This window comes from Thermodesulfobacteriota bacterium (assembly GCA_031082315.1).
Lineage (GTDB): Bacteria > Desulfobacterota > QYQD01 > QYQD01 > QYQD01 > QYQD01.
In genome coordinates, this window is sequence record JAVHLC010000010.1 from 1 (window position 1) to 14,112 (window position 14,112).

A 14,112-nucleotide genomic window follows, 5' to 3' on the forward strand; every position below is an offset into this window, starting at 1 on the left:
ATATCAAAGATCAATGGGAATACTTACATGCAAAAACCTAACCGGACAAAGCTGATTTAAAATCCTTCCTGTCCTCCCTTTTCCAAAGAGAGGAAATGCCAAATCCCCCCACACCCCCCTTTTGCTAAGGGGGGAAAATATTGAAATCCCCCTTTATGAAAGGGGGATACAGGGGGATTTTCGGATGAAAACTAACTTAGTCATGGTGTCATTCCGGGATGTGGAATCTTGTGCCACTTGACGTTTTGCCTGTTTCAGTATACTTTCGTAAGTTATAACAGCCTAAAAGGAGTAAATCTCGCCTTATGCTTAAATCCCGCTTTCCCATCACTGTATTCGGACTACTAATATTCTTTTTAATACTTGCAGTAGCCGCATTAAAATTTGAATTTTTTAAGCCGGAGGTGCGCATTGCACCTGATGTTAACCGCGTAGGCACGGAAAAGACCATAACTATTACCGCTAAAGACAGGCTGAGCGGACTCAGGGAAATAGAGGTAACCCTTCTCCAGGGAGGTAAAAAGGTAGAAATGGCAAGGCAGTCTTTTCCCAGAGGAGGCCTGCTTTTGAGAGGAAACGTAAAAAGACACTCTACGCCTGTAACGCTTCGCCCTCTTGGCGCGGGGCTGGTTAATGGTGAGGCCGTTCTCCGGGTATCGGTCCGGGATTATTCATGGTGGGGGTGGTTTTCAGGCAACAGGCGCATCATAGATAAAAAGGTCTCCATTGACAGCAGGCCGCCTGACGTTTATGCCCTGAGCACCGCCCATAATATCAACCTGGGGGGCAGCGGGCTCGTTGTCTATCAGGCAGAGAATGATGTTCCGGTGAGCGGTGTCTATGTAGGCCGGAAATTCTATCGCGGGTATCCAAAACCGGAAGGCCCTAAAGGGGTTTATGTGGCCTATTTCGCCTTGCCGTGGGACGCACCGGCCGATGTTCCCCTATACCTTGCCGCTCGCGACGAGGCCGGCAATACGGCACGGGTGCCCTTTACGTATCGTATAAAAACCCGCCGGTTCAGGGCAGATAATATCGCTCTCTCTCCGGCCTTTCTGCAGACCAAGATGCCGGAGCTTATGCAACATTATCCAGACCTTAAGGGGAGCCATGAAGAGGTCTTTGTGCAGGTTAACCACAAAATCAGGGTTGAAAATGACCGCAAAGTAGCGGAGATCTGTTCCCGTTCTGAGGCCGGGCCGCTCTGGACCGGGGCATTTCTGCGTATGCAAAACGCAGCGCCCATGGGCCTCTTTGCCGATCAGCGTATCTACACCTACAACGGGCAGGAAATAGACCGTGCTGTCCATCTGGGTATTGATTTGGCCTCAAACGAACGGGCGCCCATCCAGGCCGCCAATACCGGCAAGATTATCTTTACCGGATACCTCGGTATTTACGGGAATACCGTTATCATGGACCACGGGCAGGGGATCTTCAGCCTGTATGCCCACTTAAGCAGCATCAATGTCGCTCCCGGGCAAATGGTGGAAAAGGGGATGGTGTTGGGCTGCTCAGGTTCTACCGGTCTGGCCGGCGGCGACCACCTCCACTTTTCCATGCTGGTAGGCGGGACATTTGTCAATCCGGTCGAGTGGTGGGATGAACACTGGATCCAGGATAATGTCACCTTGAAATTATCCAACTGAGCAACCTAGACGGCTTCATAAAAAGCCTATTTCACCGCTGAGTACGCAGAGTGCGCAGAGAAAGCCCCTAAACCATAAAACATATAACCTCAGCGTCCTCGGCGACCTCTGCGGTAAAATTTTACTTTTCACGAGATCATCAAACTTTGGCAAAAATCAGGATACTCTCTGAATCCCTTACCAATCAGATTGCGGCCGGAGAGGTCATCGAACGTCCGGCCTCGGTGGTGAAAGAACTCATTGAAAACGCCTTAGATGCCCGGGCAAAGCGCATAGAGGTGGAGGTAACGGGCGGCGGACAGCAGCTTATCCGGGTCATAGATAATGGCGAGGGGATGGATCGTGAGGATATCCTCCTTTCTCTGGAACGCCACGCCACCAGCAAGATTGCGACCGATACGGACCTGTTCCACATTAACACCCTGGGATTCAGGGGAGAGGCCCTGCCCAGCATCGCCTCCGTCTCCAGGATGGCACTGATATCCCGTCGCCGCGGTGATATATCCGGGCATCGGGTTATCATCCATTATGGCCGCATAAAAGAAGTCCTGGAAACGGGCTGCCCGGAAGGGACAGTGGTTGAAGTAAGGGATCTCTTCGGCAACCTGCCGGCCCGCCGGAAGTTCCTTAAGTCATACGACACGGAGACCGGACATATCCAGGACGTCGTTGAGCATATAGCGCTTGCCGCCTGCGCCGTGCAATTTATCTTCTCTAATGATGGGCGCGGGGTGTTTACCACTTCATCCGGCGAAAAGCCCGAGGATCGCCTGCAAGCCATATTTCATCTTGACCACAGCAGTAAACTGATCCCGGTGTCAAATGTCCGCGGAGAGATAGCCCTCTCCGGTTATATAGCCGGGCCGGAGATAAACCGGGCCTCTTTACGGTCCCTCTGCATCTTTATCAACGGACGTTTTGTACGTGACCGGATCATCCAGCATGCCGTCCTTGAGGCCTACGAAAGCTTCCTTATGAAGGGACGCTATCCGGTCGGAGCCCTCTACGTAATGCTTCCTCCGGCCGGGGTGGATGTAAATGTGCACCCAACCAAACATGAGGTTCGTTTCAAGGAACCCAAGTTGATACATCAGATAGTCAGTGAAGGCATCCGCGCGGCCATTCTCTCCCGGCAAAAAGCCGGAGGGCCGGGACCGGCCGAGACGCACCGCTCATGGGAACCATATAGAGAACCCTATAAATCTGCCTGCGGCGTGGCTATCCATCAGACACAGGGCCTCTTTTCTGAAGAACCTCTAAAGGTCGGGGGCAGTGTGCAGGAAAAAGCGGCTCCATACACCGGTTCTCTTCCATTGACCCAACCCCCACCTTCTGATTTGCGACTTATCGGCCAGTTGGCCGCAAGCTACCTCCTTTGCCAGTCGGAAGAAGGGCTGATTATCATCGACCAGCATGCCGCTCACGAACGCATCCTTTTTGAGAGTCTCAAAGACAGACTCCGGAAGGGTGGGATTGATAGCCAGCAACTCCTCTTTCCTGTAACCCTTGAACTGGCCCGATCCGAAAGAGAGGCCTTATCCGGCCATCTTGCGGATTTCGCCGCATTGGGGATGGAGATAGCCCCGTTTGGCGGAGAAACCTTTGTTATCCGGGCTGCGCCCGCCATACTCTCCAACCGGGATATAAAGGGATTGGTGGAATCGGCCCTGGCTATCATGGCCACTGCCGGAGGCTCGTTCCTGGACGAAAGACTCCTTAATGATATTCTGGCCCTTATGGCCTGCCACGCCGCCATAAAAGCCGGACAACCGCTGACGGTCGAGGAAATGGAGAGCCTTTTGCAGCAGCTTAACTCCTGTCCCGTTTCTTCAAACTGCCCGCATGGCCGGCCCATCCGGCAGCTCTACACGTACTATGAATTGGAAAAAGGCTTCAAGCGTAAATAAAAAACTGCCGCTGATTATCATTGCCGGGCCGACGGGAGTTGGAAAGACCGGCCTGTCCATTGCGCTGGCCCGGGAGTCCGGCGGTGAGATCATAAATGCCGATTCCATGCAGATTTATAGGCTGATGGACATCGGCACGGCCAAGCCTTCACCAGAGGAAAGAAAACTGGCGCCGCACCATCTCCTGGATATCGTCTATCCGGATGAGGTGTATAATGCCGCCCGCTACCGGCAGGATGCGGAAAGGGTTATCGGGGATATATCCGGGCGGGAGAAATGCGCCTTTGTGGCCGGAGGAACCGGCCTTTATATCAAGGCCCTGACGCGCGGCCTCTTTTATCTTCCGGTTGCAGACGAGACCATACGCCAGACGTTACGGAACGAAATGGAAAAAAACGGCCCGGACCGCCTCTATGCAGAATTGAAAGAGGTAGATCCGGGGACCGCCGAGAAAATCCACAGCCACGATAAGGTGCGCATCCTGCGGGCCATCGAGGTATTCCGCCTGACCGGCAAACCTATTTCAGTTTATCAATCCGAGCATGAATTTAGCGACAGCAAATATGACACGTTAAAAATAGGGCTTGAACTCGAGCGTGATAAGCTTTATGAAAGGATCGAGATTCGCTCACATGAGATGTTGGAGGCGGGCCTGATTGATGAGGTCAAGGGACTTCTTGCGGCCGGTTACGCTAATGACCTCAAACCCATGCAGTCGCTCGGCTATCGGCACGTCATCCGGTATCTCGAAGGTGAATACACCTTTGATGAGATGCTGCGTACCATGATCCGGGACACCAGGCGTTATGCCAAGAGACAGTTGACGTGGTTCAGAGGCGACCCGGAAATAAAGTGGTATGCGCCGTCGGATGCAGATGAAATCGTCCGGCAGGTAAGGTTGTTTTTGCAAAGATCGTAAAAACTTTTTTCACCGCAAAGGCGCAAAGCACGCAGAGAAAAAATGTATTAAGCCCAAATGCCAAAACACTAAGCCAGTGATACTTTTGACATTTTAACTTTGGGCTTGACTTGACATCTGAGCTTTGTCATTTGTCATTTAACTTTGCGTGCTTTGCGTCTTTGCGGTGAGCATATTGTCGGGTGAAACATGCCTTTTGAAGAGGCTTACCAGGAATCGATCTCGTTAGCCAGGAAAACATTGGCCGTGATGGAGCCGGAACCAATCTCCATAAGAACCGGCGGCCGCTGGGAAGGAAACGCCCGGGGCGAAGGGCTCCTCCATCTCACTTTCTGGGCCGGAGAGTGCGCCATCCACTTCCCGGAAGTGGAAATCGAAGTTATCACCGGCCCAAAAACGCTAAAACCAACGGAACAAATCGTTATCCTCCATTACCTGATACACGCCCGGGGAGTTCCGATCACGGGAAACTGGATAACCTTCCGGCAGGTCCCGTCCGGCCAGTTTTACTATGAACCTTTCGTCAAGAGGTGCATTAAGCCTTTCACCGGTTTATTTGGCCGTCACCCGGAGATATTGCGGGAATTTTCCAAGGGGCTGCCTACCCTGTCCTCTATTGGGCTGGGCGACATCTCGCTCGTGTGTCGTCCGCTCCCCAATATCCCCCTAGCCTTTGTACTCTGGCAGGGGGATGACGAATTCCCGGCAGAAGGAAACATCCTCTTTGATGAAACGATCCCTTCCTTCCTCCCTACGGAAGACATAGTGGTGCTTGCCAGTATCCTTACCTATGGTCTTCTCGGCCGGGGGAGGAAACTTCTCGAATAAACCAGGAATTTTGGACGCAGATGAACGCAGATTGACAGGATTTGTAATAATTTAGCTTTTGAAAATACATGATAAAAAGTGCAAAGAAACATATCAAATCTGGAAATCAGGGACTCAGGGAAGTGCAAACCCAAATAAAGCGGGTCTATCTTTTCCTGATTTTCTGAGTTCCAGATTAATAGCCTTTTCTGAATGTAGGACTGTTTAAAACACCTAACGTGTTACAAGGATTTTAAATATAGACAGATAATTTGGGGGGAAATTTTTCTGCGGATATCGGCGAAAATCTGTGTCCTGACAGGGAAAAAAGATGAAAAAGATCATTACTACAAAAGCGGCGCCGGAGGCCATAGGGCCGTATAGTCAGGCGGTCATGGCCGGCGGCCAGTTGTTCATCTCCGGGCAGATCGCCCTTGACCCGGTCACCGGAGAGATGGTCAATGTAGATATAGCCGCCGAGACCGGGCAGATTCTGAAAAATCTTGGGGCGATATTAAGAGCGGCAGGTATGGGCTATGCGGATGTGGTGCAGGCTACTGTCTATCTGAGAGACTTGAATGACTTTGCCGCCATGAATGCCGTCTATGGTGAATTCTTTAAAGACGATCCGCCGGCCCGGGCCACCGTGGAGGTTTCCGGGTTGCCCAAAGACGCGCGGGTAGAGATGGCCTTTATTGCAGTGAAAAATTAATAAGCAATCAGCCGTCAGCATTCAGCGTTCAGCCTTGAGGAGACAATAATGAACGAGACAATGACGCTTGGCCTGGATGACATATTTCCCTTTGACTGCCGGAAGGGCTTGAACTGCTTCAACCGGTGCTGCCGGGATATCAACCTTTTTCTGACTCCTTACGACATAATGCGCCTAAAAAATAATCTGGGACTCTCATCGAGAAAATTCCTGGATACATATACTGCGGCCATCTATATGGAAGAGATCGGCCACCCCCTGGTGGTAATGAAGATGATAGGGGACGAGAAACTCTGCCCGTTTTCCAGTCCGGATGGATGCCGGGTATATCCAGACCGCCCTTGGTCATGCCGCATCTTTCCGCTGGAACCATGTATTGACAAAGCCAGGGACAGCAGACCGGCAACGCCCTTGTATTCAGTAGTTAAGAGGCCATTTTGCCTGGGCTTTAATGAAAAAAATTTTCCTTGGGGAAAGGGGGATACAGGGGGATTGCCAGGAGAAAATAACTTGTTAACCATAAGGAAATGGCGGGAGAGACAAGGGACGGCCGTTTACGAAGAGATGAACGACCTGTGGTCTCAGGTAACCCTTAGCGAGAGGTTTCCCGCCGGCGGTCTGGACAAAACGGGCATACAGATGTTCTTTCTCGCCAGTTACAGCCTGGACGAATTCGCTCAACTGGTGTGCAGACAAGGCTTCCTGGATACATACAACCTTAAGGGCGAAGAGATAAGGCCAGCGTTACAAGACGAACTTTCTCTCTTTAAGTTTGCGTGCAGGTGGCTTCGGGTTGCGTTGCTTGGTGAAAAAATACCACTTATTAGCGACTAGGGCTTAGCGTTTAGTAAAAATAAAGCGCACCCACTTTGTTATTTGTTATGCGCTACAGGCTACGCGCTGCCTTATAGGAGCGACCTCCAGGCGCGACTCAAAGCTGAAAGCTGACTGCTGATAGCTGAACGCTTACCTGGGGTTGATAATCACCATCTCATCCGGTGACGTGGTGATCGCCTCAAGGCCCTCCGGCGTAAGAACGTAGGTATCTTCAACGCCTATGTGCCCCACCCCGGGGAAGATGAGCTTTGGCTCGACGGCAAAAGTCATCCCGGCCTCCAGCCGCAGGGGATTCCGGGCCGAAAAGACCGGCAGCTCATCTACTTCCAACCCTATGCCGTGGCCGATAAACGGCATTCTGGCCTCTCCACAGCCCATAAAGTTGTCCGCATAGCCCAGAGAGGCCGCCTTGTCAGAGGCCCATTCATAGATGCGGCCACAGGTCTCGCCCACCCTTATCTTTTCCCGGAGTCCATAGTGTATCTCAATGACCGCCTCATAAGCCTTTTTCAACTCCTCGGGCAGGAAACCGAGGGCAAACATCCTGGTCTGGTCGGTCATATAACCATTTACACATCCTCCCAGGTCAATGCTAACCGGCTCCCCCACCGAGATAACCTTGCTTGACGCCCCCTGGCTGAAGGCCGGATTGATACCCCTGCCTCCGGTGGCCCCCTTAAAGTAAGAAGGTTCCGCGCCGGACGGCCCGGATAGTATGTGCCCAAAGAAGAGTTCCTGATTCCAGGCCCGCATACGCATAAATCCCTGGTGGCCGGCCCGGCGGAGCCGGTATTCAAGCTCAATGGAAAGTTCCAGTTCGGTCATCCCCGGCCGCAATAAATCCGGCACTTCTTTAATAACGCTGTTCAATTGTCCGGCGGCCTGCCGCAGCCATTCTATCTCCAGGGGAGACTTGAGCATCCGCACCTCGCGAATGGCATGAGCGATGTCTGTTATTTCCACTCCCGGAAATACGTCATTTCTTAAATAAAGATATAGCTTGGCCGGGATGACATCCATTTCCAGGCCCAGAAACCCCGGGACATCATAACCATGCCCGGCTATCGTCTTGGTTATCTCCCGCACACCGCCAAACGGTATGACGTTTTCAAGGGAAGACTCCGCTCTCGCCCGTGCCGGATTGCGCCTGACCATGAGAAGGGGCGCGCCGCTCAGGGGCACAAAAAGATACGCATCCTGCAGCGTGCCGCTAAAATAGTAAAGGTCTGCATTCTGTCTTATGAGGGCCCCAGCGATGCCCAACGTCTGCATCTTTTCCTGGAGCCGCTGTGTGCGGGCCTTTAAGATGTCGCTTTTAAAAACAGGCGTAGCATTCATATAATTGTCACTCTTCCCGGTCTCTATAACTTAATTCTCACTAAGCTGCCCATACGTCAAGGCAAAAATTAGATTTCTTGACATGAAATCCAAATACCCATAATATTCCTATAACCCATCAGGTAAAAATATGTCCAATACAGCACACCCCAAAATTCTGGTTGTAGATGATGACAAGCTCACGCTGGACATCCTGACCAGCATGCTGGAACGAGACGGGTATCAGGTCACGCCGGTCACCAGCGGCAAAGAGGCCCTGGCCAGCCTGGGCCGTGAATTTTATAACCTGATCCTTACCGACCTGGTCATGGATGGCATGGATGGGCTCACCCTGCTTAAAGAGGCCAAAAAAATCTCGCCGGAATCGGTAGTCCTCATGATAACCGGGCATTCCTCCGTTGAAACGGCCGTAAATGCCATGTATGCCGGGGCCATGGACTACATCCTTAAACCCTGTGAACAGGCTGATCTACTCTTTAAGGTGCAACGAGCCTTGGACAGACAACGCCTGGGGAAAATAGCCAAGCAAAAAGAGAAACAAGACGCCCTTCTGGAACTGGTGCGGGGCCTAGCCGACACATTGAACAACAGGATGACCACGGTAGTGGCCCTGGGGGACCTTGCCCTCGGACATCTGCAGCATAGCGAGATAGAGAAGGCCAGAGACCGCTTAAAATCTGCTGTTGAGGCCGCGCTGCGCGTCACGGAAGTAGTCAACGAACTTCTTATGGTTACTTCCTACGTCAAAAAAGAAGGGTTATTTACGGCAGATATTCCCTTTATTTTCTCCTCACTCCGAAAAAAATTTGCGCCCTTCACCATAAAGGTTACCGGTGACGGGCAGGCCCTGTCCGTGAAGGCCTTAGACAATATCTCCCTGGCCTTTGAAAAAATCGTGCAGAATGCCGTTGAGGTCATGCATGGCAAAGGAGGTATCGAGGTTAACATAAACCGGATCAGGGATCAGAACATGGTCGAGATTCGATTTATTGACCAGGGATCGGGGATCACGCGCGAAGATATCTCCAGGGTCTTTCTGCCTTTCTTTACTACAAAAGGGACCCAGTCGCCGGGGCTTGGTTTATGGACAGCTTATCAGATAGTGACCGGGTCAAATGGGACCATCCACATCGAAAGTGAGGCCGGGAAAGGAACAACGGTAATAGTCAGGTTGCTGATAGCCGAGGCTCAAAACTGACATCTTAAGAGGAACACCTCCATGTCTGCCGCTATCACCATAAAGACGACAAATCAGACTGAATTAATAGACATAACCAGACAGGTAGAGCGGGTTTTAAAGGAAAAAGGCGTCCAGAACGGCTTGTGCTGTATCTTTGTGCCCCATACCACCGCCGGGGTTACCATTAATGAAGGGGCGGATCCAGACGTGCAAAAGGACATCCTGGCCGTCCTGAATGAGGTAATACCTTTTCGTTTCCCCTACCGTCACGCTGAGGGCAACTCGCCGGCCCACATAAAGGCCAGTATCATGGGCTCTTCGGTAAAGGTAATTGTAGAATCAGGTAAGTTCTTGCTGGGGACGTGGCAGAGCATCTTTTTCTGCGAATTTGACGGCCCGCGCACTCGAAAGGTTTATGTTAAGGTCATTGAGGGGTAAGTAAGGATTGCAACCTGGTATTAAAGATAGTCGCCTCTATTGAATTTAATGGTCTCAACCGCAATAATAACCCCTGTTTCATTCAGAAGCCTTTTGAGCGGGTCGCCTGAAGGCAATCCCTGGATAACAGGATCAAGCTGTCTGACCTTCTCACCAGCCGAATTAAGCAGGAGACCGGCATCTTTCAGGGTTTTCTTTGGATCAGCAAGGGCCATACGGTATTGATCCAGAAGGGCAATCAATTCCTCTGCCCTGGCCACTCCCCGGAGCCTGGTATCTGTCCCCGGAGCGGCAAGCGCCTCAATAGAAGAAAGCGGCGGCGCATTATTTAGCCCTGCGCTCGCAGGCGTTTGATCTGCCTTCCCCGCAACTTTGGAAAAGACATCCCGAAAGGACGCCCCTTCTATTTTTTTCCCGGGCTGTAACCGGCCGGCCCCGCCAGGCAAATGGGTTACTGTCTCTTTTATCTTCATGGCCCTGCCTCCTTTATTGTTTTATCGGCAGTTAGATAAATAACCTAAAAAGAACGGCTTTTTTTTGTCAACTCCAGGGCCTTATCCAGATATTTTTTTGCCTGGATTTCGTCCCCTTTTATCCGATAGGCCCCGCCCAGATGCCTATAGACCTCAACCAGAAAGATATTGTCTTCATCCGGCGCAATGTCAAGCGCCTCCTCTAAACACCGGAGCGCCTTATCAACCTCTCCCTGACCAAGATAAGCCATGCCCAAGGTATCCAGATAACGATAGCGCCGCTCGAAGATACGCCGAGGCGTAGGGCCGGATAAGCTCACGGCCTTTTCAGCCATTTTTTGCGCTTCATCCGGATGGCGCCCGCCCTGAAGATAAAGATGGGCCAGATTGTTATAAACATCAGGCTGCGCGGGATCAAGGGCTACAGCCTTGTTGTAGGCATCTTCCGCCTCGTTCTCTCGTCCCATCTTTAAGTAGAGGTTCCCGAGGTTAAATTGGGCATTGAAAAAATCCTTCTTTTTCTTTAACGCTTCCCGGTACTCACGTTCGGCTAAGGCATACTCTCCCTTGTTTTCGTAGGAGACACCAAGGTCATTGTGTTCCTCCGCCGTGAGCGGATCGTGAAGAATGACGATTTCCGGCAGTTTTCCGCAGCCCAGGCACAAAAAAATCCAAAATAGTACAAAAGCCCGGAAGATATAGCTACGGCAATTAAAAAGCCTAAATCCCCCCATCCCCCCTTTTCTAAAGGGGGGTGAGGGGGGATTTGGCGAATTTATGTATTTAAATGCCGTTGTAATAATAGAACGCATATCACTCTGTTGTGGCCTTAGAAACAGGCATAATAAGGAGGCAAAGATAATTCATCCGGGCCCAGGCCGATTCCAGCCGTCCGTAAGACCAGAGGGCATCGGCCTCTGTCCCGGTATGGACAATCACCAGCCTCCGCTTTTCACTATACCCCACCGCTACGAGGTAGTGGAGACGCTGATAGACTGAAAAACCCTCATCGATAAGGATAATAACAGGCTCATTACGTTTGATATGCCTTTTGAGGTCGGACAGACTTCCCGGATAGACACGGGTGTAGAATCCCCGGCGGCGGGCAAAATTTTCCAGGTCGGATAGCAATGTGCCCTCCAGCTCCGGAGAAAAAATATCCCCGGCAATTGCCTCCTCACTGATTGGATCCCCATAATAGTGAAGGACGCCGGCCAGGGCCGCCGTCCCGCAACGCTTATCTTTTTGATAAATAAAAGGAACGGAAGAGATGTAGTAACCTCGTTCCTCTCCGCTTGTAATTGCCTCGATAATCTGGAGACGTGTAGTTATGCGGCTGCAGGAGGTTGCCAGAAAAACCTGTAGAACGACGGCAAGCAATCCTATATTCCTGCGCCAGGCCACGGAAAGGAACGGGGTCACGATGGCGCTATCTTATGATAATCCTTTTATCCAGAAGCTTGATAATTACTATGACCAGAATAATGATGAATAATACGCCGATGACCGTGCCTACCCCATCACCGCCGGCGGTGATGCGATCAGAAAGCGAAGCCAGGTGATGAATCTGTTCATCAGTCATCGAAGATAGCTTGCCTGAGACCTCATCCGGGCTCAGGCCAAAATCCTTTAGCTTCTGCGCGGCTATCTTGTTCTCCAGGACCTGCCTGACCTTAGCCAGTTCTGCCTCCCGCGCCAGAGATGCCCCCGGGCTGCTCAGAATGGAGCCAGAAAGGGCGGCCGTAGCTAAAGACGGAAACAGGAGAAAGGCTGTAAACCAGACGGTTACCGAGAACACCAGTAATGGATTTTTAAAACCATTTAAGCTCAATTTCGTACCCATGTCGTATCCCCCCCGCAAACCGGTAAGCCAAAATGAAGACGGCAAAATTTGACAGCTATCTTATTCATCCTGTCCCTGATGTCAACAACTTTTCCACGCCATAACAAATCTCCCCAAATTCGCAGTTCAGCATTTTTTGCCTAAAAAAAGGGTAATACCTGCCTCGTCTAAAAGTCCGGTTCTCGGATACTCCATCGACTCCACCTGCCCCGGTGGCTGCAAAAGGGTCGAGTATAATCTTTCCACTTTGAATCCGGCTGCAATCAGCAACCCTTCCACCTCAGTAGAAGCATAAAAAGTGGCATATCTATATAAGGGGTGTCCGGCCTGCTTCTTTTCCGCATAGAGCTTGCCCCATGCGCTGTTTTTATTAATGCAGGCGGTGACTATCCGTCCCCCCGGCCTCAAAATCCGCCCGCATTCTTTAAATAAATTCAAGGGACGTTGTACAAAACACAATGCAAAAAGGATAAAGACGGCGGTAAGGGTCTCACTCCGGAAAGGAATAGCCTCCCCCATGGCCCGGACGGATATAACTCCCTTGGCCTTGGCCAGATTAAGCATAGTCATGGAAGGGTCAATTCCAAACTCAACCCCTAAGGCTGCGGCAAAACGGCCGCTTCCCGTTCCCACTTCTAACGACGGCCTACCCGGGGAAGGGCAGACGCATCTTATCGCCTCCAGCTCTATAGCAAAAAGGAGCGGCTCCTTTTCATACCAGGCATCATATTCACGAGCCAAGGCATCAAACGCCGTAGCGGCCTCTCGCGTCATCCGATCACCATACAAAATGCCGACACGGGGAAAACATCATTTGCTCATCGAAATTATCTTATCAATCAGCTCCTTAAATGCCTTCGCCGCAACGCCATTATCCGTATTTAGCACATAAGGTTTGCCGGCATCGCCTGCCGTCACTACCGCCGGATCAATGGGTATTTTGCCTAAAAACGGTATCCCCATATCACGGGCCGTTCTCTCACCGCCGCCGCTCTTAAACAACGAGATTTCATGCCCGCACTGCGGACATTTTTGTCCGCTCATATTCTCCACAATACCCAGTATCTCCAGCTTTACCTCACGGCAAAAATTTATGGATTTACGGACATCGGCCAAAGAGACCTCCTGCGGAGTGGTCACAATCACTGCCCGGGCCTCCGGGATAGTCTGGGCCACAGTCAACGGTTCATCCCCTGTCCCCGGAGGAGCATCGACAATCAGATAATCCATCTCACCCCATTCCACATCCGATAAAAATTGACGAATTGCCGAAATTTTTACCGGGCCGCGCCAAATTACGGCCTGATCCTTATCGCTCATCACTGATTCGATCGAAATAATCCCGAGGTTATTCGAATACCGTACCGGCCCAACCCGATGTCCCGGAAGATTCTCCGGTTGCCCGGTAACCCCAAGCATCCGTGGAATATTCGGCCCATGCAGGTCAACATCCATCAGGCCTACTTTATACCCGGACTGGCTCAAGCCAACCGCCAGATTCGTGGCCACCGTGCTTTTGCCCACGCCGCCTTTGCCGCTCATGACCAGCAGGATATTTTTAATCTTACCCAGCGAGTCTCTTATCATCTCGTCTTGAACCGCCAGAGCCGCATCCCGCGCGTTATCACAACTGCAACTTTTTCCGTTTTCCTCTGCCATACTTTTCCCTTTCGTCTGTTATTCGTCGTATTATCAAAAGATTAACCACAAGGAACCTTTGCCGAAATCGCTAGTTAGTGAAGCCGGAAACGGCGGTTTCCGGATGAGCACTATTTACATGTATCCTACCTCCATTGGTCTAACTTCGCTTGTATATTACAATAAAAAAACCGGGAGGGGAACAGGATAGATAGGGGGCAAAATTCTCATCCCTGTTCCCTCTCCCGGCACCTAACAGCCTAACCTTAGGTTAAGCAATTAATGTGCCAATATTATCTCTGTCCTGCTTTCTTGTCGGTTGCCCTTATAGCGTTCACAAAAATTAAAATATATCCGCTTGATTAGATAGG

The 14,112-nt window shown here is 51.2% G+C and carries 15 protein-coding genes; 8 read left to right on the forward strand and 7 right to left on the reverse strand.

The genetic code is table 11. The features are described 5' to 3' along the window. Positions 1 to 305 precede the first annotated feature (305 nt). The 6 genes from RDU59_09530 (at position 306) to RDU59_09555 (ending at position 6,828) form a co-directional block, all read left to right on the forward strand. On the forward strand, positions 306 to 1,649 hold the full coding sequence (locus RDU59_09530; protein MDQ7838713.1) for a M23 family metallopeptidase: 1,344 nt from the start codon (positions 306 to 308) through the stop codon (positions 1,647 to 1,649). Between the two features lie 146 nt (positions 1,650 to 1,795). Continuing rightward, positions 1,796 to 3,556, forward strand: coding sequence for a DNA mismatch repair endonuclease MutL (mutL, locus tag RDU59_09535; GenBank protein MDQ7838714.1), 1,761 nt, complete (start codon positions 1,796 to 1,798; stop codon positions 3,554 to 3,556). Further along, positions 3,525 to 4,475: a tRNA (adenosine(37)-N6)-dimethylallyltransferase MiaA gene (miaA, locus tag RDU59_09540; protein ID MDQ7838715.1), complete on the forward strand. Its 951-nt coding sequence runs from the start codon at positions 3,525 to 3,527 to the stop codon at positions 4,473 to 4,475. The genes mutL and miaA overlap by 32 nt, the downstream gene beginning before the upstream one ends. A gap of 189 nt (positions 4,476 to 4,664) precedes the next feature. Further along, positions 4,665 to 5,303, forward strand: coding sequence for a DUF3786 domain-containing protein (locus tag RDU59_09545; GenBank protein ID MDQ7838716.1), 639 nt, complete (start codon positions 4,665 to 4,667; stop codon positions 5,301 to 5,303). A 310-nt stretch (positions 5,304 to 5,613) separates the two neighbouring features. Next, the gene (locus RDU59_09550; protein ID MDQ7838717.1) at positions 5,614 to 5,994 is read left to right on the forward strand and encodes a RidA family protein; all 381 of its coding nucleotides are present in this window, start codon (positions 5,614 to 5,616) and stop codon (positions 5,992 to 5,994) included. Positions 5,995 to 6,042: 48 nt separating this feature from the next. Beyond that, positions 6,043 to 6,828, forward strand: a complete 786-nt coding sequence (locus RDU59_09555) for a YkgJ family cysteine cluster protein (protein ID MDQ7838718.1) — start codon at positions 6,043 to 6,045, stop codon at positions 6,826 to 6,828. 132 nt (positions 6,829 to 6,960) lie between these two features. On the opposite strand, the gene RDU59_09560 is transcribed toward RDU59_09555, so the two are convergent. Next, positions 6,961 to 8,169: a Xaa-Pro peptidase family protein gene (locus RDU59_09560; protein ID MDQ7838719.1), complete on the reverse strand. Its 1,209-nt coding sequence runs from the start codon at positions 8,167 to 8,169 to the stop codon at positions 6,961 to 6,963. A gap of 130 nt (positions 8,170 to 8,299) precedes the next feature. Between RDU59_09560 and RDU59_09565 the strand changes: the two genes are divergently transcribed. Both RDU59_09565 and RDU59_09570 read left to right on the forward strand, forming a co-directional pair. Next, the gene (locus tag RDU59_09565) at positions 8,300 to 9,367 is read left to right on the forward strand and encodes a response regulator (GenBank protein ID MDQ7838720.1); all 1,068 of its coding nucleotides are present in this window, start codon (positions 8,300 to 8,302) and stop codon (positions 9,365 to 9,367) included. A gap of 21 nt (positions 9,368 to 9,388) precedes the next feature. Further along, complete coding sequence (locus RDU59_09570; protein MDQ7838721.1) at positions 9,389 to 9,787, forward strand: secondary thiamine-phosphate synthase enzyme YjbQ; 399 nt, start codon at positions 9,389 to 9,391, stop codon at positions 9,785 to 9,787. A gap of 20 nt (positions 9,788 to 9,807) precedes the next feature. On the opposite strand, the gene RDU59_09575 is transcribed toward RDU59_09570, so the two are convergent. The 6 genes from RDU59_09575 to RDU59_09600 all read right to left on the reverse strand — a co-directional run bounded on the left by RDU59_09575 (position 9,808) and on the right by RDU59_09600 (position 13,762). Further along, positions 9,808 to 10,260 carry a hypothetical protein gene (locus RDU59_09575; protein MDQ7838722.1) on the reverse strand — a complete coding sequence of 151 codons (453 nt, stop codon included), beginning with the start codon at positions 10,258 to 10,260 and terminating at the stop codon, positions 9,808 to 9,810. 44 nt (positions 10,261 to 10,304) lie between these two features. After that, positions 10,305 to 10,994 (reverse strand): tetratricopeptide repeat protein, encoded by a 690-nt coding sequence (locus tag RDU59_09580; protein ID MDQ7838723.1) that lies wholly within the window; start codon positions 10,992 to 10,994, stop codon positions 10,305 to 10,307. A gap of 79 nt (positions 10,995 to 11,073) precedes the next feature. After that, the gene (locus tag RDU59_09585) at positions 11,074 to 11,682 is read right to left on the reverse strand and encodes a cysteine peptidase family C39 domain-containing protein (GenBank protein ID MDQ7838724.1); all 609 of its coding nucleotides are present in this window, start codon (positions 11,680 to 11,682) and stop codon (positions 11,074 to 11,076) included. A gap of 7 nt (positions 11,683 to 11,689) precedes the next feature. Then, complete coding sequence (locus RDU59_09590) at positions 11,690 to 12,103, reverse strand: PA2779 family protein (protein MDQ7838725.1); 414 nt, start codon at positions 12,101 to 12,103, stop codon at positions 11,690 to 11,692. A gap of 126 nt (positions 12,104 to 12,229) precedes the next feature. Beyond that, entirely contained in the window at positions 12,230 to 12,877 is a 648-nt protein-coding gene (locus tag RDU59_09595) for a class I SAM-dependent methyltransferase (GenBank protein MDQ7838726.1), read from the reverse strand. Between the two features lie 36 nt (positions 12,878 to 12,913). After that, complete coding sequence (locus RDU59_09600) at positions 12,914 to 13,762, reverse strand: Mrp/NBP35 family ATP-binding protein (GenBank protein ID MDQ7838727.1); 849 nt, start codon at positions 13,760 to 13,762, stop codon at positions 12,914 to 12,916. Positions 13,763 to 14,112: the final 350 nt, after the last annotated feature.